This window comes from Methyloversatilis sp., assembly GCF_051861465.1.
Lineage (GTDB): Bacteria > Pseudomonadota > Gammaproteobacteria > Burkholderiales > Rhodocyclaceae > Methyloversatilis.
The window spans coordinates 18,694-39,081 of sequence record NZ_JBHYCQ010000008.1 but is presented as its reverse complement, the minus strand read 5'-3'; the positions used below and the strand labels follow the sequence as shown (position 1 = coordinate 39,081).

Annotated in this window: 21 protein-coding genes; 11 read left to right on the top strand and 10 right to left on the bottom strand. The window is 66.9% G+C overall.

Annotated features, from left to right (window positions below):
* Positions 1–73 precede the first annotated feature (73 nt).
* The 9 genes from ACTIFF_RS12675 (at position 74) to ACTIFF_RS12635 (ending at position 7,349) form a co-directional block, all read left to right on the top strand.
* Positions 74–739, top strand: coding sequence for a pyridoxamine 5'-phosphate oxidase family protein (locus ACTIFF_RS12675; RefSeq protein WP_439537152.1), 666 nt, complete (start codon positions 74–76; stop codon positions 737–739).
* Between the two features lie 106 nt (positions 740–845).
* Positions 846–1,376 (top strand): DUF1097 domain-containing protein, encoded by a 531-nt coding sequence (locus ACTIFF_RS12670; protein WP_439537151.1) that lies wholly within the window; start codon positions 846–848, stop codon positions 1,374–1,376.
* Between the two features lie 111 nt (positions 1,377–1,487).
* Positions 1,488–2,510 carry an AAA family ATPase gene (locus ACTIFF_RS12665; RefSeq protein WP_439537150.1) on the top strand — a complete coding sequence of 341 codons (1,023 nt, stop codon included), beginning with the start codon at positions 1,488–1,490 and terminating at the stop codon, positions 2,508–2,510.
* Positions 2,507–3,370, top strand: coding sequence for a DUF58 domain-containing protein (locus tag ACTIFF_RS12660; protein WP_439537149.1), 864 nt, complete (start codon positions 2,507–2,509; stop codon positions 3,368–3,370). The genes ACTIFF_RS12665 and ACTIFF_RS12660 overlap by 4 nt, the downstream gene beginning before the upstream one ends.
* Positions 3,367–4,401, top strand: a complete 1,035-nt coding sequence (locus ACTIFF_RS12655) for a hypothetical protein (protein ID WP_439537148.1) — start codon at positions 3,367–3,369, stop codon at positions 4,399–4,401. Before ACTIFF_RS12660 ends, ACTIFF_RS12655 begins: the two co-directional genes overlap by 4 nt.
* On the top strand, positions 4,398–5,480 hold the full coding sequence (locus tag ACTIFF_RS12650; protein ID WP_439537147.1) for a vWA domain-containing protein: 1,083 nt from the start codon (positions 4,398–4,400) through the stop codon (positions 5,478–5,480). Before ACTIFF_RS12655 ends, ACTIFF_RS12650 begins: the two co-directional genes overlap by 4 nt.
* Positions 5,477–6,013, top strand: coding sequence for an MxaK protein (locus ACTIFF_RS12645; protein WP_439537146.1), 537 nt, complete (start codon positions 5,477–5,479; stop codon positions 6,011–6,013). Before ACTIFF_RS12650 ends, ACTIFF_RS12645 begins: the two co-directional genes overlap by 4 nt.
* Positions 6,014–6,023: 10 nt before the next feature.
* Positions 6,024–6,950, top strand: a complete 927-nt coding sequence (locus ACTIFF_RS12640) for an MxaL protein (RefSeq protein WP_439537145.1) — start codon at positions 6,024–6,026, stop codon at positions 6,948–6,950.
* A 177-nt stretch (positions 6,951–7,127) separates the two neighbouring features.
* Positions 7,128–7,349: a TIGR02450 family Trp-rich protein gene (locus ACTIFF_RS12635; RefSeq protein WP_439537144.1), complete on the top strand. Its 222-nt coding sequence runs from the start codon at positions 7,128–7,130 to the stop codon at positions 7,347–7,349.
* A 21-nt stretch (positions 7,350–7,370) separates the two neighbouring features.
* On the opposite strand, the gene ACTIFF_RS12630 is transcribed toward ACTIFF_RS12635, so the two are convergent.
* A complete protein-coding gene (locus ACTIFF_RS12630; RefSeq protein ID WP_439537143.1) occupies positions 7,371–7,760 on the bottom strand; it encodes a carboxymuconolactone decarboxylase family protein in 390 nt (129 codons plus the stop codon).
* Between the two features lie 296 nt (positions 7,761–8,056).
* Between ACTIFF_RS12630 and ACTIFF_RS12625 the strand changes: the two genes are divergently transcribed.
* Complete coding sequence (locus tag ACTIFF_RS12625) at positions 8,057–9,112, top strand: response regulator transcription factor (protein ID WP_439537142.1); 1,056 nt, start codon at positions 8,057–8,059, stop codon at positions 9,110–9,112.
* Positions 9,113–9,170: 58 nt separating this feature from the next.
* Here the strand turns inward: ACTIFF_RS12625 and ACTIFF_RS12620 are convergent, their stop codons facing one another.
* Genes ACTIFF_RS12620 through ACTIFF_RS12595 form a run of 6 tightly spaced genes read right to left on the bottom strand, consistent with a single transcriptional unit; the run spans position 9,171 to position 16,758 of the window.
* On the bottom strand, positions 9,171–11,489 hold the full coding sequence (locus tag ACTIFF_RS12620) for a N,N-dimethylformamidase beta subunit family domain-containing protein (protein WP_439537141.1): 2,319 nt from the start codon (positions 11,487–11,489) through the stop codon (positions 9,171–9,173).
* 25 nt (positions 11,490–11,514) lie between these two features.
* Complete coding sequence (locus ACTIFF_RS12615) at positions 11,515–13,098, bottom strand: branched-chain amino acid ABC transporter permease (RefSeq protein ID WP_439537140.1); 1,584 nt, start codon at positions 13,096–13,098, stop codon at positions 11,515–11,517.
* Positions 13,095–13,979 carry a branched-chain amino acid ABC transporter permease gene (locus ACTIFF_RS12610; protein WP_439537139.1) on the bottom strand — a complete coding sequence of 295 codons (885 nt, stop codon included), beginning with the start codon at positions 13,977–13,979 and terminating at the stop codon, positions 13,095–13,097. The genes ACTIFF_RS12615 and ACTIFF_RS12610 overlap by 4 nt, the downstream gene beginning before the upstream one ends.
* Before the next feature lie 3 nt (positions 13,980–13,982).
* On the bottom strand, positions 13,983–14,726 hold the full coding sequence (locus tag ACTIFF_RS12605) for an ABC transporter ATP-binding protein (RefSeq protein WP_439537138.1): 744 nt from the start codon (positions 14,724–14,726) through the stop codon (positions 13,983–13,985).
* A complete protein-coding gene (locus tag ACTIFF_RS12600; RefSeq protein ID WP_439537137.1) occupies positions 14,723–15,463 on the bottom strand; it encodes an ABC transporter ATP-binding protein in 741 nt (246 codons plus the stop codon). Before ACTIFF_RS12600 ends, ACTIFF_RS12605 begins: the two co-directional genes overlap by 4 nt.
* A gap of 11 nt (positions 15,464–15,474) precedes the next feature.
* Complete coding sequence (locus ACTIFF_RS12595; RefSeq protein WP_439537136.1) at positions 15,475–16,758, bottom strand: ABC transporter substrate-binding protein; 1,284 nt, start codon at positions 16,756–16,758, stop codon at positions 15,475–15,477.
* 325 nt (positions 16,759–17,083) lie between these two features.
* Between ACTIFF_RS12595 and ACTIFF_RS12590 the strand changes: the two genes are divergently transcribed.
* Complete coding sequence (locus ACTIFF_RS12590) at positions 17,084–18,274, top strand: OpgC family protein (protein ID WP_439537135.1); 1,191 nt, start codon at positions 17,084–17,086, stop codon at positions 18,272–18,274.
* 8 nt (positions 18,275–18,282) lie between these two features.
* Here ACTIFF_RS12590 and ACTIFF_RS12585 read toward each other — a convergent pair whose 3' ends face one another.
* The 3 genes from ACTIFF_RS12585 to ACTIFF_RS12575 form a co-directional block, all read right to left on the bottom strand.
* Positions 18,283–18,981, bottom strand: coding sequence for an Hcp family type VI secretion system effector (locus ACTIFF_RS12585; protein WP_439537134.1), 699 nt, complete (start codon positions 18,979–18,981; stop codon positions 18,283–18,285).
* 159 nt (positions 18,982–19,140) lie between these two features.
* A complete protein-coding gene (locus ACTIFF_RS12580; RefSeq protein ID WP_439537133.1) occupies positions 19,141–19,920 on the bottom strand; it encodes an SDR family NAD(P)-dependent oxidoreductase in 780 nt (259 codons plus the stop codon).
* Positions 19,921–20,006: 86 nt separating this feature from the next.
* Positions 20,007–20,336, bottom strand: coding sequence for a YnfA family protein (locus ACTIFF_RS12575; protein WP_439537132.1), 330 nt, complete (start codon positions 20,334–20,336; stop codon positions 20,007–20,009).
* Between the last annotated feature and the right edge of the window lie 52 nt (positions 20,337–20,388).

The window sequence follows — 20,388 nt, the reverse complement described above, 5'->3', positions numbered from 1 at the left end:
GGCCTCACACAACAAGAACCCGAATAACCGGTTTGTCCGTTCATCGGACAGCTTTCCTGATCCAGGAGGAGACATGGCCCCGCTCTACGGCGCGCAGCACCGCGCGCTGCAGGATGAATTCGACATGCGGCCGCTGGCCGACCGCGTGCAGCAGTTCATCGTGCATCCGGAGATCCAGCCCGAACACCGGGGCTTCATCGAGTCGCGCGACTTCTTCTTCCTCACCACCATCGACCACCGCGGCTACCCGACCGTGTCGCACAAGGGCGGCCGCCCCGGCGTCGCCAAGGTGGTCGACGGCACGACGCTGGCCTTTCCGAGCTTCGACGGCAACGGCATGTTCCTGTCGATGGGCAACATCACCGTCCACCCGAAGGTCGGCCTGCTGTTCATCGACTTCGAAACACCGCATCGCATCCGCCTGCACGGCGACGCCACCGTCAGCCGCGACGACCCGCTGCTGCACGAGAACCTGCCGGCCTTCCACGGCGCGGAGTTCGTCGTGCGCGTGACACTGGCGGAAATCTTCGTCAATTGCCCGCGCTACATCCACCGCTACCAGCGTGTGGCCAGTGCGCGTCACGTGCCGCAGCCGGGCTGCGAAACGCCACCGGCCACATGGAAGCGCATCGACGGGCTGCAGGACGTGCTGCCCGTGCGCGATCGCCACATCGGCGAACAACGCGGGCTGATCAGCCCGGACGAGTACGCCGAACGGGTGCAGCAGGGACGCACGTGAGCGCCGCGGCCCCGGCCGCCTTCCCTTCACGCCTGACCGCATGCAGCCCGCACGCTGCAGGGACCGGGCTTGCCCATCGCCACGCATCTGCCGTCCGGAGACTGCCATGAAACCACTCGCCGCCCTCACCTGCGCCAACGTCATCCTCGCCGTCGTCATGACCTTCTCGATGCAGTCCTTCACGCTGCCGCTGTGGTCCATGGTGATCGCCTGGGCCGGCTTCTTCCATCTTGGAGGGAGCGATCACCCGCCCACGGCGCTGGCGGCGGTGCTGGCGCACGCGGTGTTCGGCGTATTCGCCGGCTGGCTGGCGGCGCTGGCCATCCTGTTCAACCCGACCGGACTGTCCGGCACGGTGTGGGTGCCGCTGGTCGTCGGTGCGGCGGTCGGCGTCATGAGCCTGGCCTCCGGCTGGCCCCGGCTCGCGGTGCTGCCGGTCTGCGTCTATGGCTTCGCGGCGAACTGGGCCTACCTCGATGTGCCCGGTCGCTTTGATCCGGCGGTACTCACTGCGCTGCGCGCCGACAACGTCATCGTCGCGCTGCCGCTGGCACTGCTGATCGGCGGCCTGTTCGGCTGGGCGAACGCGAAGCTGATCGCGCAGCTGAGCACACCGGCCGCACGACCGCTTCCGTAGTCGCTCGATCACGCTGGGCAATTTGCCCGCCACCTCCTGCCTAGACTGCGGCGCTGTCGGTGCATGGGCAGCGCCCCGCCTCCACTTTCGATTCCGCATCCGGGAGACAGCATGATCAGAGAAGAACACCTGCAGGACTGGCGCGAGGCCGCGCTGCGCGTCGAAACCGAAGTCCGCAAGGCCGTGATCGGCCAGGACACCGTGGTGCGGCTGATCAATGTGGCGCTGTTCGCGCGCGGCCACGTGTTGCTGGAGGGCGACGTCGGCGTCGGCAAGACGACCGTGCTGCGCGCCTTTGCCCGCGCCATCGGCGGCGACTTCGAACGGGTCGAGGGCACGGTCGACCTGATGCCCAACGACCTCGTCTATCACACCTACGTCGACAACGAGGGCAAGCCGCGCATCGAACCCGGTCCGCTGCTCCGCCACGGCGAGCGCCTGACGACCTTCTTCTTCAACGAAATCAACCGCGCCCGCCCGCAGGTGCAGTCGCTGCTGCTGCGCGCGATGGCCGAGCGCACGGTGTCGGCCTTCAACCGCGAGTACAGCTTTCCGCACATGACGGTGTTCGCCGACCGCAACAAGGTCGAGAAGGAAGAAACCTTCGAACTGGCGTCGGCTGCGCGCGACCGCTTCATGTTTGAACTGCGCATGGAAACGCCGCGCGACCCGGCGGTGCGTCGCGCACTGGTGTTCGACACCGCCTTCCACGACGTCGACGCGCTGATCGACCAGGTCGCGCCGGGCATCCTCGACTGGCAGTCGCTGAACTCGATGGCGGCGGCGATCCAGCGCAGCGTGAGCGCGAGCGAAGCACTCGAACGCTATGTGATGGACCTGTGGGACGCGAGCCAGAATCCGGCCGCCTTCGACGTGCGCATCGACGGCGTCGACATGAAGAAGCTCATCCTGGCCGGCGCCAGCCCGCGCGGCATGAGCGCCCTGCTGCGCGCCGCGCGTGTGGTCGCCTGGATGGCCGGCCGCACCCACCTGGTGCCGGACGACGTGCAGGCCATCCTGCCGTCGACGCTGGGCCACCGCGTGTTCTTCACTCCGGTCTATGAAATGCGTCGCGCGCAGATCGCCGACGCGCTGGTGGCGCAGATCATCGAGAAGGTCGCCACGCCGCGATGAGCGACGCCGACGAAATGCATGAATTCCACTACCGGCTGCCGCATCGCGCGGCGGGTCCGCGTCCCGGTTCGCACCCGGGCAGCAGTCTGGGCGCCGGTCAGGAATTCGTGTCGCACATGAGTCTGTACGACCGGCCGGACCCGCGCCGGCTCGACCTGCGTGCCAGCCTGCGCAGCACCACCGGAGACTGGCTGGTGCGTGTCAATCGCCAGCGCGTCGGCGTCGCCGTGCAGCTGCTGGTGGACGTGTCCGCCTCGATGGGCTTCGGCGCCCGGCGGCGCAAGCTCGACGTCGCGGCCGATTTCGTCGAATCACTGGCGCGCAGTGCGTTCCGCATCGGCGATGCGCTGGGCATGCTGGCCTTCGATCACCGCGAGCGCGCCGACCTGTGCGTGCCGGCGACACTGAGCCGCGGCCTCGGCAGCGTGATGGCCGACAGTCTTCGTCAGTGCGAACCGGCCCCCGGCGGCATCGAAGGTCTCGAGGATGCGCTGCAGCAGATGGCCGGCCGCGAGGCGCTGGTGTTTCTGGTCAGCGATTTCCACTGGCCGCTCGACCGTCTGGGTGCCGCACTCGACCTGCTGTCGCATGCCTTCGTCGTGCCGGTCATCGTGTGGGACCCGGCTGAAACCGAACCGCCGTCGCACGACGCCATCGCACCGATGCGCGATGCCGAAAGCGGCATCCGCCGCACGCTGTTCCTGCGCCCGAAACTGCGCACGCAGTGGCGTGACGCAGTGGCCGCGCGGCGCGCCGAGCTGGATGCCTTCTTCTCCGCGCGCGACCTGCGCCCCTTCTTCATCCACGGCGCCTTCGACGCCGAGGCGATGTCCGATTACTTCTTCGAGGCCACCGCATGACGCCCTTGATCCGAGCGTCCCTGATCGCGAGTCTGCTGCTTGCACAAGGCGCGTTCGCGCAGACACCCACCGTTGCTGCGCCGGAGGCGCCGGCAGCGGCCAGCGAAGTCAGCCCTGCGCCGCAGGAAACGCCGGGCGCAGACGCACCCGAAAGCGGCGCTGACGTCGCTGCCACGCCCACGCCGGACGCTACCGCCCCGGCATCCGCTGCGCCACCCCTGCCGCAAGGCGCGCCCGCCCGCGTCGAGCAGCCGCGCGCCTTCGGCCACACGCTGGGCGATCTGCTGACGCAGCGCGTGCGGCTCGCCATCGACGGCAAGCCGGTCGAACTCACCAAGCCCCCGGCACCGGGCCGCGTCGGCGTGTGGCTGGAACGCCGCCCGACCCGCGTCGAACGCGACGCCGACGGACGGCGCTGGCTGGTGATCGAACATCAACTGATCAACGCACCGCAGGCGCTGACCGCGCTGACCCTGCCCGCGCTCGACCTCCCGACCTCCGGCGGCCTGCTCGGCGTGCCGGCCTGGCCGTTCAGCGCAGCGCCGCTGACGCCGCGCAACGCCTTCGCCCGGGGCGCGCTTGACGCGCTGCAGCCTGATCGCTCCGCGCCCGCGGTCGACACCGCGTCGATCCGCCGGCAGATCGCGCTGTGGGGTGGCCTGTGCGTCGCCACATTGCTGGCCTGGGGCGGCTGGCTGGGCTGGCGCAGCTGGCGCGCCGACCGGCAGCAACCCTTCGCCCGCGCGCTGCGCGAACTGAACGGTCTGCGCGACCGCAGCGACGACGCGCCGGAAGCCTGGCAGGCGCTGCACCGCGCCTTCGACCGCACTGCCGGACGCAGTCTGCAGCCGGCCTCGCTGGCGCGCCTGTTCGAACGCGCACCGCAGTACGCTCCGTTGCGCGACGACATCGAACGCTTCTACGCGCAGTCGGCCGTGCTGTTCTTCGGCGTCGGCGGGACGAACGACGCGCTGCCGCTGCGCAGCTTCGCACGCCGGCTGCGCAGCATCGAAAAGCGGCACGAAGCATGACATTCGGTGCCATCGACTTCGCCCAACCCTGGGCGCTGCTGCTGTTGCCGCTGGCGGCACTGCCGCTGCTGCGCCGGCGGCGCGACACGCTGCTGTTCCCGACGCTGGACTGGCTGCCGCGTGACCGCGCCGGTCGCATCGCCGGGTTCGCCTGGCGGGCGCTGGCAGTGTTCGCGCTGGCCGGCATCGTGATCGCGCTGGCGGGCCCCGGCACGCCGGAAAGCACGGTGACGCGCACCGGGCGCGGCGCGGAAATCCTGATCCTGATGGACCGCAGCCGCAGCATGGACGCCAAGATGAAACCTGCGGACTGGCGCACCATCGATCCGCATTCCATGCTGTATCAGGTCGAATCGCGCGGTGAGCCGAAGTCGGCGGTGGCGCGCGACCTGCTGTCGAAATTCGTCGAGCAGCGACCGGACGACCGCTTCGCGCTGATGTTCTTCAGCGCCGGACCGATGAACGTCGTGCCGTTCACCCAGCACGACGCCGTCGTACAGGCCGGCATCAAGGCGGGCGGTCTGGGCCGCGGCCTGTCCGACACCGATGTCGGCCGTGCGCTGACCGCCGCGATCGACACCTTCAATGCCCGCGCCTATACCGGCAGCCGCATCATCCTGCTGGTGACCGACGGCGGCGCCCACCTCGACGAACCGACGCGCAAGCGTGTTCGTGAAGGGCTGCAGGCCAACCGCATCGCGCTGCACTGGCTGTATCTGCGCACGCTGAATGCACCGGAGCTGGACGCCGAAGCGAGCGCTCCACCGCCGCAAGCCGACGGCGACGACCCGGCCGCGATCGAAACCCGCAATGCCTACTACGCGCAGGAGTCGATCGCCGAGGTGTCGCTGCACCGCTTCTTCCAGTCGCTGCCGGTGACCTACCGGCTGTATCAGGCGGACAGCCCGGAAGATCTTGCGAAGGCGGTGGCCGAGGTCGGTCGGCAACAGAACTTCCCGCTCGACTTCGACGAGCGCGTGCCGCGGCAGGACCACAGCCGTCTCCTCTTTTCGCTGGCGGCGCTGTGCTGCGCGCTGCTGCTCGTCTATCGATCCCTTCTTCTGCGGAGCTGGCTGTGAAACGACGCACCGTCCATCTGATCTTCGGCACCACGGCACTGCTCACCGGAGTCGCCGCCGGCTGGCAGACCACGCAGCTGTGGCAGGCCGAACGCGTGAATGCCGCCATCGCCGCCGCAGGCAACATCGATGTCGACCTGCCGGAGGCGCAGTTCGCGCAGGCGCAGGCGCTGAGCCGCGGCGCGGACAGCGAAGCCGCGACCCGCGCATGGAAGGGGCTGATCGCCGGCGAGCGCGAGGACCTGCGCGAGGGCGCGCGCTACAACCTCGGCAACCTGCATCTGCGCGAGGCGCTGGCGCGCGGCGAGGCCGACGTCGCCAACGCACTGCCGCTGGTCGAGCTGGCCAAGCAGCGCTACCGCGACGCGCTGCGCGAACGCCCGGACGACTGGGACGCGCGCTACAACCTCGAACGCGCGCTGTGGCTCGCCCCCGAAATCGAGCAGGCCGCCGTCGCAGCCGACGACGGCCCGGCGCCGCCGAAGGAGCGCGTGGTCACCACGCTGCAGGGCGTGCGGCTGGACCTGCCGTGAAGGCGCGCGCATGAGAACCCGCGCCTTCCTGCGCAATCTGCTGACCAGCCTGCGCGAGCGCGACGCGCGTTCGCTGATCGCCGCGCTCGCGCTGCTGGTGTTCGCCGCCGCGCTGCCGCCGGTGAATCTGCCGCGCGACAGCTGGGACACCATCGTCGTGTTCGACCTGACGCAGAGCATGAATGTGGAGGACTACGAGCAGGATGGCGTTCCGGTCAGCCGGCTCGCCTATGCACGGGAGTCGGCGAAGCGCGCGCTGCGCGAGTTGCCGTGCGGCTCGCGCGTCGGCTGGGCCGGCTTTGCCGAGTACCGCACGCTGCTGCTGCTGGCGCCGATCGAGGTGTGTGCCCACTACGGCGACCTGATCGCCTCGCTCGACCAGATCGACGGCCGCATGCGCTGGGGCAATTCGAGCGAGGTGGCGAAGGGTGTGTTCTGGTCGGTGCGGGCTGCCAAGGAGATCGGCGACACGCCCAGCATCGTGTTCGTCAGCGACGGGCAGGAAGCGCCGCCGCTGCGCGACGGCGACAAGCCGGGCTTCGACGACATCAAGCCGGGCGACATCCGCGGCTGGATCATCGGCGCCGGCGGCGAGGCGGCGCGGCCGATTCCGAAGAGCGACGACGACGGCCGTCCGGTCGGCTACTGGAAGGCGGGCGAGGTCATCCAGCGCGAGCTGCGCACCGCCGACGGCAAGCGCGTGCCGGGCACCGAACACCTGTCGGCCCTGCGCGAGACGCACCTGCGCGCCATCGCGCAGCAGGTCGGCTTCGACTACGCCACGCTGACCGACGCCGACACCCTGACCCGTGCCATGAAGAACGCCGACGCGGCGGTCTCCCGCCCGGTGCCGACCGACCTGTCATGGCTGCCGGCGGCGCTCGCCCTGATCGTCCTGATCGCGCGCTTCCGCCCGGAAGCCCGCGGCCCGCGCTGACGGCACCCGCCCGCCTGTCGCAAAACCCTGCACGCCGGATGACGGCCGCCTCGACCGACCGCGCGTCGGCGTGCAGCGGGCCGAGCGCTGACGCGCATTCGTGCAACCCTTCGAAAGGGTGGGGAATGGCTGCGCAGCGGCGCGGTCTGAGTCGTCAAACCCAGCGACCGTCACACCATGAATCCGCTGCATCCGAAAAAGCTGCTGCTCACCAAATGGACCGCCGTTGCGCCGGTCGGCCGCAACCTGCACTTCCTGGTCTGCAAGGTGATCGAGCCCGACCCGCCTGAAACAGCGATCCGCTGGATAGACATCGAGGCGGTCCATTCGAAATCGGTGCAGCGCATCGAATGGCGCGAGCTGAAGGATGCGACACGCTGGCGGCAGGGCTGGGTCTGACCGCTCTCCGGAGATCGCCTGTCAGCCGGCTGACTGCTCCGCCCGCCAGGCATCGACCACTTCCTGCGCCGCCCTGAAGGCATCGACCGACGCCGGCACACCCGCATACACCGCGCAGTGCAGCAGCGTTTCGCGGATTTCCTCCACCGTGCAGCCATTGTTGAGCGCGCCGCGCACATGGCCCTTGAGCTCGTTCGGGCACTTCAGCGCGGTCAGCGCCGACAGCGTGATCAGACTGCGCGTGCGCCGGTCCAGACCGTCGCGTGTCCAAACGCCGCCCCACGCATGCTCATTGATGAAGGCCTGCAGCGGCTGCGTGAAGTCGGTCGCGTTGCCCAGTGCGCGATCCACAAAGGCATCGCTCATCACTTCGCGGCGTACCGCTTCCCCGCGCTTCGCGCCATCGCTCATGATCATTTCTCCGGTTGCATTCGTGTCGAGCGGCGGATTCTACGGATTCCGCAGCACGCTGAACCAGCCGGCTGCGCGGTGCAGGACCTGTCGTTGTGCCGTCGCCACGGCTGATCGGAGTAGCATCGCCCTGCCCGCAATTGGCGCATCGGATCGTGCGACGCATCAATGCAGGGCGGGCCGGATCGGGGATTCATGTCACGCATGGCGTTGCGACGCCATTTGCGAGGCGCACCCACGAATCCGGTCACTGGCACGGGTGATGCATGAGAGGGTCGCCGGTCGGGATGGCCGGCGTGGAAGTCTTTCATCAGGATGGCGCCATGTTCAGTGTGGGCGAATTCAGCGACGCGGTACTCGATCTGCAGTCGCTGGCGCAGGCAAAGGCGATAGACGATTTCCAGCAGGCGGCGCTCGAACGGGTGCAACCGCTGGTCGGCTTCGACAAGGCCTGGTGGGGCATCATGTCGCCGGCTGCCGGCAGCTTCGCGCTGCACAGCTCGCAGCCCTTCAATCTCGACGACGGCTTCGTGCCGCTGTGGGAAGAAACCAAGTACGACGATGCGTTGGCCAAGGCGGTTAAGGCCAAGCCGCGGGAAACCGTGTACTTCGATCAGCGCAGGTTCAACGAGGCGCCCGGGCTGGCGACACTGATGGGTGAGCACGGTGTCGGCCAGGCCTTCTGCACCTCGGTCTATCTGCCGTCCGAAACCGCTTTCGTGTTCCTGTCGCTGTACCGCACGGTCGGTGACGCCCGTTTCACGCGGGGCGACCAGCAGATGGCGCAATTCCTGATGCCGCACCTGTGTTCGGCGTGGACATCGAATCGCATCTTCCAGATGGAATATCTGAAGGCCAGCATGGCGAACGATCAGGTCGCCATGGCCATCCTCGACCGTCAGGGCCAGTTGCTGAATGCCGAGCCGCAGTTCGTCGAGGCGCTGCGCTGCGAGTGGCCGGACATCGGCGACGGCTGCCTGCCGGACACGATAGGCCTGTGGCTGAAGACCGACGACTTCCGGCTCAAGCTGCGCACCGTCGTGCTGCAGCGTCACCTGCTGGGCGACTTCACCTTGCTGGTGGTGCGCGGCCGCTCGCGTCTCGACGTGCTCACGCCGCGCGAAACCGCGGTGGCCGAAGCCTTCGGGCGCGGCAGCAGCTACAAGGAAATCGCGCGCCAGCTCGACCTGTCACCGGCCACGATCCGCTTCTATCTGCGCACCATCTACGAAAAGCTGCAGGTGCGCGACAAGGGCGAACTGGCGTCGCTGCTGCGCCAGGAAGAACTGCACATCGACGGCGCCACGCTGGCGGTGCGCTACCGCCAGCTGCATCAGGCGCGTTTCATCTGACGGCGCGCCCGACCCCCGGGCGAGCGGTCAGCGCCCCCGTGCGTTCAGTGGCGTCACGTCAGCGCCATTGCTTCTCGTCGGCGATCCATGCCCAGCCCGGCAGCGGGCCATCCTTCAGGCAGGCGTCGACCACGTTCTTCGTGATGCGCGAAACATTGTTGTCGAAGTCGTTGCTGGGCAGCGCGCTGCTCCACGCAATCGAGCCGGTGCAGAACACCGCGCCGTGATTGGGCGCCGTGAACCAGGTCATGTCGGCGCGCACCTTGGGTTCCTGCGTGCCGCCGAAGCCTGGGTGCATGTAGACGATCTCTTCCACGACCAGCATGTAGTTGTCACTGTGGCCGCCTGACGACGCGAGGATGCGCGTGTGCGGCGGCGTGCCCAGCGCGAGGTCGTAGCGGTCGAGCTCGACGCCGGCAGCACCGCCGCGTGCCAGACCGAAGTCGCCGATGATGTCGCCCTCGACGCCCTCCATGATCCACGACACGGTGCGGTGGTAGCTGTCCGGCATGCGACGGTAGGACTTCGACTCTTCGAAGCCTTCCGCGGTGAAGCCCACCCCGGTGAGTTTCTGCGGCGGACGACCGCGGTTCTTCCACAGACCGCTCTTCTCGCCAGTGGTGCACAGATAGTGCTCGCCGGGTCGCGCCTCCCAGGCGCGCGAACCGGAGTCGAGCTTGCGCACTTCCATGATCCACGGTTCGTCGTCGCGGAAGCCGACGCACCAGTAGTAGCCGTTGCCGCCCATGTACAGCAGGCGACCACCGCCGCTGACATAGTCTTCGGTCGCATCCAGCATGCGTTCAGAGTAGTACTCCGGATGCGAGCCGCTCAGCACCACCTTGTAGGGCTCGAGCGCAGCCAGCCCGTCGCGGTGCAGGTCTTCGTCGGTCAGGATTTCGTAGTCATAGCCGAGCTTTTCCAGCCAGGCGACGATGGACAGGTCGGCCGGGAACTGCCAGGTCAGCCCCATGCTGGACATGCGGTACTTCGGCCTCATGTTCACCACCGGCCGGCGGTAGGAACTGTAGGACACGCCCAGCCCGTCGAGGAAGTGGTCGTAGGTGGACAGACCGAATTCGTGGTTCTTGTACATTTCGATGTCGACCTCACTGACGATGGGCGGCTGGCCGGCCATCGGCTGGATGATCTGTGCATCGAAGCTGAGCTTTTCGTTGGCGTACGCGAGATAGCTGGCGGTGGGCATCAGCAGCGCCACCGGCGCCTTCGGCACGGCCGCACGCAGGAAGAACACCACGTGGTCCTCGGCCAGCCCGGCACCGTCGCCGACGCGCAGGCGCACCGCATACACACCGCTGCGCAGCGACGCCGGAATCGTGAACGACAGCGTTTCGTCCCAGTTCGAGTCGATCATCGCATCGACGTGGAACTCGATGCCGCCGTACTGTTGCGGCGCGAGCCGGAAACAGTCGTCGCGGCCATTCCAGTTCCAGCCGGTCTGGGCACGGATCGGGCGGTTGTAGCCCTCGGCATGCAGGTGGTACGGGCCGGTGTCGAACACGGTGTCGCCGATGCCGCGGTCGGTGTAGCCGTGCGTGGTATCCCAGTACGCGAGCAGGCCGTTGGCGTGCGGTGCTCCGCCGGCGGCCAGCGCCTCCAGTTCGACGCGCGTCAGTGCGCGGTCATACATGCCGTGACGATCGATCTTGCCGCAGAAACACTGCGCGACGAAATGCCCGCGCAGTTCATGCCAGTCCTGCGCGCCGGCCACCAGAAAGGGGGCATCGGCGCTGACCGGCTTCACGCGCAGCGTTTCATGCACGTGCGAACCGTAGTCCATCGGCGCGACCGGCGACAGCAGACTGTTGTAGCGGTTGAGCACCGACTGCTGATGGATCGTCGCGCGGCCGGTCGACGCGTCGTAGCTGACCGCGATGAAGTACCACACGCGCGCCACCAGCGGCACCTCCGCCGCCACGTAATCGACCGCCTGGCCGTCGCCGACCCAGAACTCCAGATAGCCTTTCTGGTTGATGCCCAGGCAGTAGCCTTCGTTGCGATCGATCGACCATCGGCCCAGCAGCGCCTGGCGAACGCCGATGTCCGGCAGCGTCGAATTGATGAAGGCATGCAAGGTGAAGCTGCCGACGGCGGCAAGCCGATGGTCCGGGTCGTGCACGCGCAGGAAGGAGCCGACCTGGGTGTATTGCTTCTTCGCCGGCCAGTCGTGGTTGATCGGGCTGTCGATCGCCTCCTCGACAAAGCCCGGGCCATCCGGGTGCGCGTCGCCATGGATGAGCCGCACCAGTTGCGCGGTCACGCTGTCGGCGCCATCGACGCTGGCTTTCACGCTGAGCGTGTCGCCCGCCTTGACCGTGAGCTGGTCGCAATAACCGAAAACCTTGATCTGTGCCATGTCCTGAAACGCCTGATGAAATGGATTACGACTCGAGCAGATCCTGTACGCGACGCAGGAACACGCCGTGATAGGCCTCGTCCTCGGTCGCATACACCTTGTCGTCGACCACGCGCGGCGCCACGCCGCGGAAGCCGGACAACGCGATCACGCGGTACTCCTTGAAGGGCACGGTGGCGACGATGGCGTACTTGTCGTTCTGCACGCCGCGGCGGAAGTACACCAGCAGGCGTTCCAGCTGTTCGCTGTGCTGGCCGAGCGGCTTCGCGCGGTGTTCCTCGATCACGTCGTCGGTCACCAGCGTCTTCAGGAAATCGCGCTGCTGCTTGTCGAAGCGACGGGCGAAGATCTGGTCCTTGTCGCGGGTTTCGGTGGCTTCTTCGGGCAGCATTTCGCCTCCTTTTTCAGCGCGGGTTGAACGGCGTTCGCTTTTCTTCTTGTTCCGCCAGGCGCGGAACTGCTGCTTCATGCCGAACAGGCCGCCGCGCAGGAACAGCACGACGCCGAGCATGATCAGACCGATCAGGATGAGCCGGGCCGGCCCCCAGTCGATCAGGTACTTTTCGATGAAGATGACGATCAGCGTGCCGACCACCGCCCCTTCGGCCCGACCCAGCCCGCCGATGACGATCATCGCCAGCATCATCAGCACCAGGTCGAAGGAGAACAGCGTCGGCGAGGCGCCGCGGAAGTGGGTGGCGTAGAAGCCGCCGATGACACCGAGCGCGATCGATGAAATCAGGAACACGCGCACCCGCGCCGAACGGAAGTCGATGCCGGTCGCTTCGGCGAAAGCCTCCTTCTTCTCGGGTGCTGCGCGCAGGATGCGGCCCAGACGCGTGCCATTGACGAAGCGGTACAGGCACAGCGCGGCAATCATCAGCACCAGGCAGGCATAGACGCCCAGCCTGAGCTGGCTGGTTTCGTCCCAGCCCTCCGGCATATAGGACGGCGCGCCGTACAGACCACCGGTGGCCGAGCCGAACACGCGCGACTGCACGACATAGACGCGGCACAGTTCGTTGATGCCCAGCGTCAGCAACGCGTAGTAGAAGCCGTCGAGGCGGGTCGCCGGTATCGCGATGATGGCGCCGAAGATCAGCCCGATGCCGCTGCCGATGAAGGGCAGGGTCCACCAGGGCAGGCCGTATTCGATGGCCAGCCATGAGGAGCCGTAGGCCGCGGCACCGACCACCGCCGGGCTGGCCAGCGAAAAGATGCCGGCAGTGCCGATGGTGAGCATCCAGCACAGATTGATCGCGGCATAGATGCAGAACACGGCGCCCGCCGCCAGCAATGCGCCGGAATCGACAAAGGGAGGCAGCAGCGCCAGCAGCGCGAGGCCGAGCGTCCAGTAGATCGGCCGGCGATCGACGATGGTGCGCTCGGCGCGCAGCGTCTTCGGGTTGTAGACACCGCGCGTGCGCAGCACGGTGCGCCGCGTGAATGGGTAGCGAAGACGCCACAGCGCACTGCCCTGCGCCGGTCCCTTCCAGTACCAGCGCAGCCGGCCGACCGGCAGCATGCGCGGTTTCCAGCGCGGCGCATCGGGCGCCCAGCTGTCCTGCGGGTTCTTCCAGCCGACCGATTTCGTGACCTTGAACATCATGCCTCCCGCGCCTTGTCCAGCATGCCGGCGATGCCGCGCGGGCGGATCAGCAGGATGATGATGATGACGATGAACTGGGTGATCAGCACATACTGCCCGCCCAGGTACGCGGTGGTCAGCGCTTCGACCAGGCCGAGGATGCAGGCGGCGATCAGCGCGCCGGACACGCTGCCGAGCCCGCCGCACAGGGCCACGCTGACACCCTTGATCATCGGCGTCAGGCCGGAGAACGGGCTGACGAAATAGGTCTGGCACAGCAGCACCGCGCCGAGCCCGGCCAGCGCACCGGTGATCGCCATCACGTAGATGCCGGTGCTGCGCACGCCGATGCCGCAGATCGCTGCGCCATACGGATTCATCATCATGGCGCGGATTTCCAGCCCGCGCCGGCTGCCCTTCATCCACGCCAGCGTGAGGCCGAGCAGCAGCAGCGAAGACACCAGCGTACCCACCTGATCGGCGGTCAGGATCAACTCTTCGGACAATTCCCACTGCCACTCGCCGAACAGCGGTGGCAGTGTCTTGGCCTGCGGACCGAAGGTCATCAGCAGCAGCTGGGTGCCGATCAGGCTCAGCGCCAGCGTGGCGATCAGGCCGCGCACATTGAAGTTGGGCTTGTCGTGGATGGGGATGAAGGCGATCAGGCACACGATGACGCCGATCAGCGCGCCGGTGACGATGCCGGCCAGGATGACCAGCACACCGGCTTCGCTGAAGTGCTCGGCCATCAGCCAGCCGCCGTAGCCGGAGGCGGCGAAGGTCAGGCCGTAAGCCATGTTCACCATGCCCAGACTGGACCAGGTGATGGAAATGCCGATCGCCAGCAGGCCGTAGATGGCCGCCAGCGTGATGCCCGACAACAGGATGGACGGCCACTCCACGAATCAGACCTCCGGACGGGATCGGGACGCCGCGGATGCTTCGCCCTTGAGTTTTCCGACATGCATGCCGATCAGGCGCGACACGCGCCCTTCCAGCAGCGACACGTTCTGTTCTGCAATCACCATCGCCGCGTCATTCAGTTCGACGCTCATCAAGGCATTGATGACGCTCTTGCTGATCTTCGGCGCGAGGCCCAGCGACGGTTCGTCGACCAGGAACAGCGATGCTTCGGCCATCAATCCGCGACCGAGCGACACCATGCGCCGCTCGCCGCCGGACAGCCGGCCGACCGGCGTCTTCATCAGCTTTTCGAGTGGTGGAAAGATCTCGAGCACACGCCGTTTGCGCGCGGCGCGCTCGCGCCAGGCGCGCGGCGTGAAGGCCCCGCTGTCGAGATGTTCCTCGACCGTCAAACCCTGGAAGATTTCATCGCCCTGCGGCATCAGCGCCAGACCGAGCTTGACCACGCGATGCGTGTAGCGACCCGGACCCTGGCTGCGCGTGCCGCCGACTTCGACGCCGTTGAGCTTGATCGAACCGCGCTGCCAGCCGGTCAGGCCGGCGATGGCGAGGAACAGCGTGGACTTGCCGTGACCGTTCAGGCCGACGATACCGACCCGCTCGCCGGCATGCACCGACAGGTCGAGGTCGTGCAGCACGCGCAGCGGGCCGTAGCCGGCGGACAGGCCTTCCACCTTCAGGATTTCGCGCCCGACGTCGGCCGGTGGCGTGACGGTGGCGCTCATGCATGCACCTCGCCGATGCTGTCGAAGTAGGCGGCGCGCACCCGGGCGTCGCCGAGGATGTGCTGCAGGCTGCCTTCGGCGATCACCTCGCCGACGTCCATCACCATGACGCGGTCGGCAATCGCGTCGAGCAGTTCGATGCGGTGCTCGACGATCAGGATGGCCAGGTTCAGCTCCTTGGCCAGCAGGCGCACCAGATGGTCGATCTCGTCGACTTCGGAATTGATCAGCCCGGCGGCCGGCTCGTCCATCAGCAGCAGCGGCGGGCGGCGCATCAGCAGACAGGCCAGCAGCAGCTTGCGCCGGTTCAGGGTTTCGAGCCGGCCGGCGATCAGGTCTTCATCGACCGTCAGACCGAGCAGCTCGCACGCCCACTCGGCGTGGTGCCGCGTCAGATAGGGCGTGTAGGCCTGGCGCGCCGATTTCAACACTTCGGCCACGGTCAGTTCCTCCGGCACCACCGGGGTCTGGTAGGTGCGGCCCAGACCGAGCCGGGCGCGCTCGTGCAGGCGCAGCGCGGTCACGTCCCGACCCTTGAAGGTCACCGTGCCCGACTTCGGCCGGATGCGCCCGGACAGCACTTCGAGCAGGCTGGTCTTGCCGGCGCCGTTGGGCCCGATCATGCCGAGCACCTCGCCGCGCCGGATCGACAGCGACACGCCGCGCAGGATTTCGCGCCCGCCCAGATCGAGGCGGATGTCGTCGCAGGCGAACAGCGGGTCCCCTGCCTGAGCCATGGCCACGTCGATTACATCCAGGACGCGGGCTTGAACGGCGTTTCGATCAGCTTGTTTGGATAGATGATCTTGTGCTCGCCGTTCTGCACCTGGAAGTAGAGCTGGGCCATGCCCTTTTCCAGATCGTCGGTGCCGACCGGGTAATGCACGCCTTCCTGCCGCGCATTGTTCAGGTAGGACCAGCCGCACACGCCGCGGAACGGCGTCTTGCGGATGTAGTCATTCACCGCATCGAACTTGTCCGGGTCGCCGACCGCCGTCCACGCCTGGGCGAGGAAATTGACGATGTCGTAGCCGCTGCCGGTGTAGCACAGGCCCATCACCTTGGCCGGGAAGCGCTTCTTGTACTTTTCGCGGAAGGCGCGGCCCTTTTCGTCGGCATACACGCCGAGCACCGTGCTCCACACGAAGCCCTCTGCGTTCTTGCCCGCGAGCTGCAGGAATTCGGGCTGCGACGGTCCGTACTGCAGATACACCAGCGCGCCCTTGAGCGGGTTGGCGCGGAATTGCTTGACGAAGGCGGCGTACTCGGCGGCCACCCAGTGGTCGATCATCACCGCGCCGGCGCCGGTCTTCTTGATGTCGCGGATGACCGCGCCCCAGTCCTGCACCGGATACTGGATGTCGGTCACCTTGGCCAGTTCGAAGCGGCTCGTCTTCAGCGCTTCCTGGCAGGCGCGGGAAATCGTCTGGTTGTAGGCGATCTGCTCCTGGACGATGTGCACCTTGTTGTTGATCGGTTTCCAGCCTCCCTTGTCCTGCATGTCCTCGAGGAACTTCGGGAAGGTGTAGCCGTAATACACCTCCGACGGATCCATCTGGAAAATGTGGCCGTACTTCTGCGGATTGGCGGCGACGAGGTCGGTCGCCGCGCGCTGCGTGTTGCCGTTCAGATAGGGACACTTGTAGCCGACCGACGCATCCATGGCCGGAATCGGCACGAACAGGAAGGGCGATGAAATGGCATGCACCTTCATGTCGACCAGCTTGCGCACCACGGCCTGACAGCTTTCCGGCGACAGCAGATCGACGTCGACCGGCCGCAGTTCGAGCGGCCGGCCGAGGATGCCGCCATTGGCATTGATCTCTTCCATCGCGAGGATGGAACCGTTCAGGTGGTCGCCGTGATCCGCCACGCCGGCCGCCGCGGTCTGCGAAATGGTCAGGCCGAGCACGATGGGCTTGCCGGTGGGTTTCTTCTGCGCCTGCGCCGGCAGGGAGAACGGCAGCGCAGCCGACGCGGCCAGCGCGCCCATGCTCTTGATGACGTTGCGACGATCGACAGGGTGAGTCATCTGGAGCGCTCCTTCAAGGTCGGATGGGAGGACAGCTGCTTGCTGCACTGCGATGGACCTGAGCTTAGGCCGACCCGCCGCGGGCCGGTACCCGTACAGATGTACGGTGCCGCACCAGGGTGGGTGCTGAGGCAGGTACGCTGAAACCCGCTTGCTCAGAGGTGTCGAGCCAGGCTGCGTGCCCTTGAAGGTGTCATGACACGACACCCTTACCGACCCCCGTGGCCTGCGTGGAAGGCGTCGTCGCCTTGCTCTATCCTTCGGCGTCCTGTCCGCGCGACCGTCAAGCCGTGCACCCGACTGTTTACGACTGGAGTTGCACGCAATGTCCGGCCACTTTCCTTACACGCGCGACCTGCGCATCGATTTCTTCCGCGGCATCGCGCTGGTCTGCATGTTCTGGGACCACATACCCGGCAACCCGCTGGGTTACCTGACGCTGCGCAACTTCGGTCTGAGCGATGCGGCCGAGCTGTTCGTCTTCCTTGCCGGCTACGGCGCGATGCTCGCCTACGGCCGGGTGTACGTGCGCGATGGATATTTTCCGGCTGCGCTGAAGGCGCTGCGCCGTGCGTGGGTACTTTACGTGGCGCACGTCTTCCTGCTGGCGCAGTTGCTGGCGGTCGTGTTCGTTGCCAATGCGCGGGTCGAAACGCGTGACTTCATCAGCGAAATGGGGTTGGGCTACTTCCTGAACGAGCCCGAGGCGGCACTGGTCGGCGGCGTGTTGCTGCAGTTCAAGCCCGTGCTGATGGACCCGCTCCCGCTGTACGTGATCCTGATGGCGGTGCTGGCCGGTGTGCTGCCGCTGCTGGTGCGCCATCCGTGGTGGGTGTTGGTGCCGTCGGCGCTGCTCTGGCTGCTCGAAAAACACGTCGGGCTCAACCTGCCGGCGGCGCCGGAAGGCGTGTGGTTCTTCAACCCGCTGGCCTGGCAGTTCCTGTTCTTTCTCGGTGCCTGCTGCGCGCGGCCGCGGCCGCTGATCCGCCAGCGCGCGATCGACCGCCGCGCCGTAGACCGGCTGCTGCTGCCGCTCTCGTGCGCCTTTCTGCTGGGTTCCTTCGTGCTGTCGCTGTCCTGGCGGGCACCGGAGCTGCATGACGCGGTGATGCCATTGACCGTGGCGCAGTGGATCTACCCGATCAGCAAGACCGACCTCGACCTGCTGCGCGTGCTGCACTTCCTCGCGCTTGCCTGGGTCGCCGCGCGCTACGTCCGGCCGGGTGCATGGCTGCAACGTGGTGTCGCGACCATCCTGTGCCTGATGGGCCGATACTCGCTGGAGGTGTTCTGCCTGAGCGTGCTGCTGGCTCCGCTGGCCGATGCGGCCGGCGCACTGTCCGGCGATTCACCCGGCATGCAGGTGCTGGCCGGCATGAGCGGCGTCGCACTGATGGCCGCCCTGGCCGCCTGGCTCGACATGCTGCGCCGACCACGGAACCTGCTTGGCCCGGCCGCCGCGGACGCGGAGGCCGGGCTTCTGCCGCAGGGGACTCAGGGCAAGGGCATCCTGTAGCCGCAGACTCAGCCGAGCTGCAGCCTGCGCCGGCGCGCCAGCCAGCCGATCAGGCCCAGACCGGTGAGCAGCAGGGCCGCCTGCTCCGGTTCGGGTATCGGTTGCGACACGTCGAGCAGGATGGGCGTCTCGGGTGACGCAAGCTGCATCAGTACGCGTGCGTCGCCCTTCACCCCGTTCAGGTCCCAGTTCGCCTTGATAGGGGAGAGGAGCTTTCCGTCCTTGTCCTGAGGAATGTAGGCGAGCTCGATGCCCGTGTAACTCAGACTGAGCGATGCGAGCGGATCGCCGCCCGACGCCCCCGACAGGCTCAGCGAGGTCAGCCTGACGTCCTCGAAGGTCATCGTGAAGAAGCGATACGGTCGCTCCTCGCCCTGCTCGACGAAGCTGAGCACCACCTCGTCGAAGGCTCTGCCGCCAGCCACCCCGGCAAACAGATCGGGGATGCTCTGATTCACCGCCTGCGTCCATTCCAGATCACCGAACACCGGCCGCGACGTCGTGCCACCGCTGCCGGAACCGGGCTGCACGGTGTTGAACACATTCCAGCTGAAAGACATCACTTCGATCTGGTCTTCGAAGTTTGCGACGACCGAACCGCCATCGATGTCCGGTATCTCCAGGTAGAAATCAGCGGCCAGCGCCGGCGCGGCGGCGAAGCACAAAGTCGAAGCGGTGATCCATGAGGCGGCAAGTCTGCGTTTCATCGGTTTCTCCCGGAAAATGAAGGACATCCATCTGCCGGTTCGGGCCTTGGCGACCGTGCCGGCGCAAGCGTTGCACCGGAACACTATCAAGGACGCCTCAGTCCGCACAGCCTTGAAGACCGTGTTTCCCCTGCTATTCGTGGCGTGCCGTGACGCAGTTCAGAATGCGCCCTTCACCGTACCGCCATCGACCCGCACGGCCGCCCCGGTGGTCGCCGATGCCAGCGGACTGGCCAGATAGACGACCATCGCGGCGACTTCTTCCGGCGCGGCGAAGCGCTTGATCAGCGAGGTCGGGCGCACCTTCTCGAAGAACTCCTTTTCGAAGGCCTCGAAGCTCTGGCCGCTTTCATTGGCCAGCGTCTGCACGAAGTCCTCGACGCCGCGCGAGCGGGTCGGACCCGGCAGCACGCTGTTGACGGTAATGCCGGTGCCGGCGACCGACTCGGCCAGACCGCGCGCAATCGCGATCTGCGCCGATTTGGTCATGCCGTAGTGGATCATTTCAGCCGGAATCTGGATGCCGCTCTCACTCGATATGAACAGGATGCGGCCCCAGTTACGTCGCTTCATGCCGGGCAGTACCTGGCGCGACAGCCGCACGCCGCTCAGCACGTTCACATCGAAGAAGCGCGTCCAGTCCGCGTCGGGAATGTCCTCGAAAGCTTTCGGCTCGAAGATGCCGAGGTTGTTCACCAGGATGTCGATGTCGGCGTGCGCCTTCGCCAGTGCATCGGCGCCGGCTGCGCTGGCAAGATCGCCGGCAAAGCCGATCGCGCCGACACCCAGCTTCGCGACGGCGGCGTCGACCGCCGCCGGTGTGCGGCCATTGACGATGACGCGCGCCCCTTCGCGCAGCAGCGCTTCGGCAATGGCGTAGCCGATGCCGGCGGTGCTGCCGGACACCAGTGCGAGACGGTTCTTCAGTTGCAGGTCCATGGACACTCCGTTTCAGAGCGGCGCCCGATGGGCGCCTTCAAGGTTCAAGATGCAAGATTCAAGATTAAAGATTCAAGGAGCAAGGGTCAGGCGCGCGGCGCGAACAGGATGATGGCCATGCCGGCCAGCGCGACCGTCGCGCCCACGACGTCCCACAGATGCGGCCGCTCGCCGTCGACCAGCCACAACCACGCGATGGCCACGCAGACATACACACCCCCGTATGCTGCATAGACGCGCCCGGTGGCAGTCGGATGCAGCGTCAGCAGCCAGACAAACAACGCCAGCGACAGCGCCGCCGGCAGCAGCACCCAGACCGGCGCGCGGTCCTTCAGCCACAGCCAGGGCAGATAGCAGCCGACGATCTCCGCCAGTGCGGTGGCGACGAAAAGCGCCGTGGTTGAAAGCAGATTCAAGATGCAAGTCTCAAGATGCAAGGGGCAAGGGGCAAGGGGCAAGGGGCAAGGG

What these genes read in the sequence shown, in the direction of transcription:
- ACTIFF_RS12675 (WP_439537152.1), top strand. Translation starts at nt 74, where the DNA reads ATGGCCCCGCTCTACGGCGCGCAGCACCGCGCGCTGCAGGATGAATTC.
- ACTIFF_RS12670 (WP_439537151.1), top strand. Translation starts at nt 846, where the DNA reads ATGAAACCACTCGCCGCCCTCACCTGCGCCAACGTCATCCTCGCCGTC.
- ACTIFF_RS12665 (WP_439537150.1), top strand. Translation starts at nt 1,488, where the DNA reads ATGATCAGAGAAGAACACCTGCAGGACTGGCGCGAGGCCGCGCTGCGC.
- ACTIFF_RS12660 (WP_439537149.1), top strand. Translation starts at nt 2,507, where the DNA reads ATGAGCGACGCCGACGAAATGCATGAATTCCACTACCGGCTGCCGCAT.
- ACTIFF_RS12655 (WP_439537148.1), top strand. Translation starts at nt 3,367, where the DNA reads ATGACGCCCTTGATCCGAGCGTCCCTGATCGCGAGTCTGCTGCTTGCA.
- ACTIFF_RS12650 (WP_439537147.1), top strand. Translation starts at nt 4,398, where the DNA reads ATGACATTCGGTGCCATCGACTTCGCCCAACCCTGGGCGCTGCTGCTG.
- ACTIFF_RS12640 (WP_439537145.1), top strand. Translation starts at nt 6,024, where the DNA reads ATGAGAACCCGCGCCTTCCTGCGCAATCTGCTGACCAGCCTGCGCGAG.
- ACTIFF_RS12635 (WP_439537144.1), top strand. Translation starts at nt 7,128, where the DNA reads ATGAATCCGCTGCATCCGAAAAAGCTGCTGCTCACCAAATGGACCGCC.
- ACTIFF_RS12630 (WP_439537143.1), bottom strand. Translation starts at nt 7,760, where the DNA reads ATGAGCGATGGCGCGAAGCGCGGGGAAGCGGTACGCCGCGAAGTGATG.
- ACTIFF_RS12620 (WP_439537141.1), bottom strand. Translation starts at nt 11,489, where the DNA reads ATGGCACAGATCAAGGTTTTCGGTTATTGCGACCAGCTCACGGTCAAG.
- ACTIFF_RS12615 (WP_439537140.1), bottom strand. Translation starts at nt 13,098, where the DNA reads ATGATGTTCAAGGTCACGAAATCGGTCGGCTGGAAGAACCCGCAGGAC.
- ACTIFF_RS12605 (WP_439537138.1), bottom strand. Translation starts at nt 14,726, where the DNA reads ATGAGCGCCACCGTCACGCCACCGGCCGACGTCGGGCGCGAAATCCTG.
- ACTIFF_RS12600 (WP_439537137.1), bottom strand. Translation starts at nt 15,463, where the DNA reads ATGGCTCAGGCAGGGGACCCGCTGTTCGCCTGCGACGACATCCGCCTC.
- ACTIFF_RS12595 (WP_439537136.1), bottom strand. Translation starts at nt 16,758, where the DNA reads ATGACTCACCCTGTCGATCGTCGCAACGTCATCAAGAGCATGGGCGCG.
- ACTIFF_RS12590 (WP_439537135.1), top strand. Translation starts at nt 17,084, where the DNA reads ATGTCCGGCCACTTTCCTTACACGCGCGACCTGCGCATCGATTTCTTC.
- ACTIFF_RS12585 (WP_439537134.1), bottom strand. Translation starts at nt 18,981, where the DNA reads ATGAAACGCAGACTTGCCGCCTCATGGATCACCGCTTCGACTTTGTGC.
- ACTIFF_RS12580 (WP_439537133.1), bottom strand. Translation starts at nt 19,920, where the DNA reads ATGGACCTGCAACTGAAGAACCGTCTCGCACTGGTGTCCGGCAGCACC.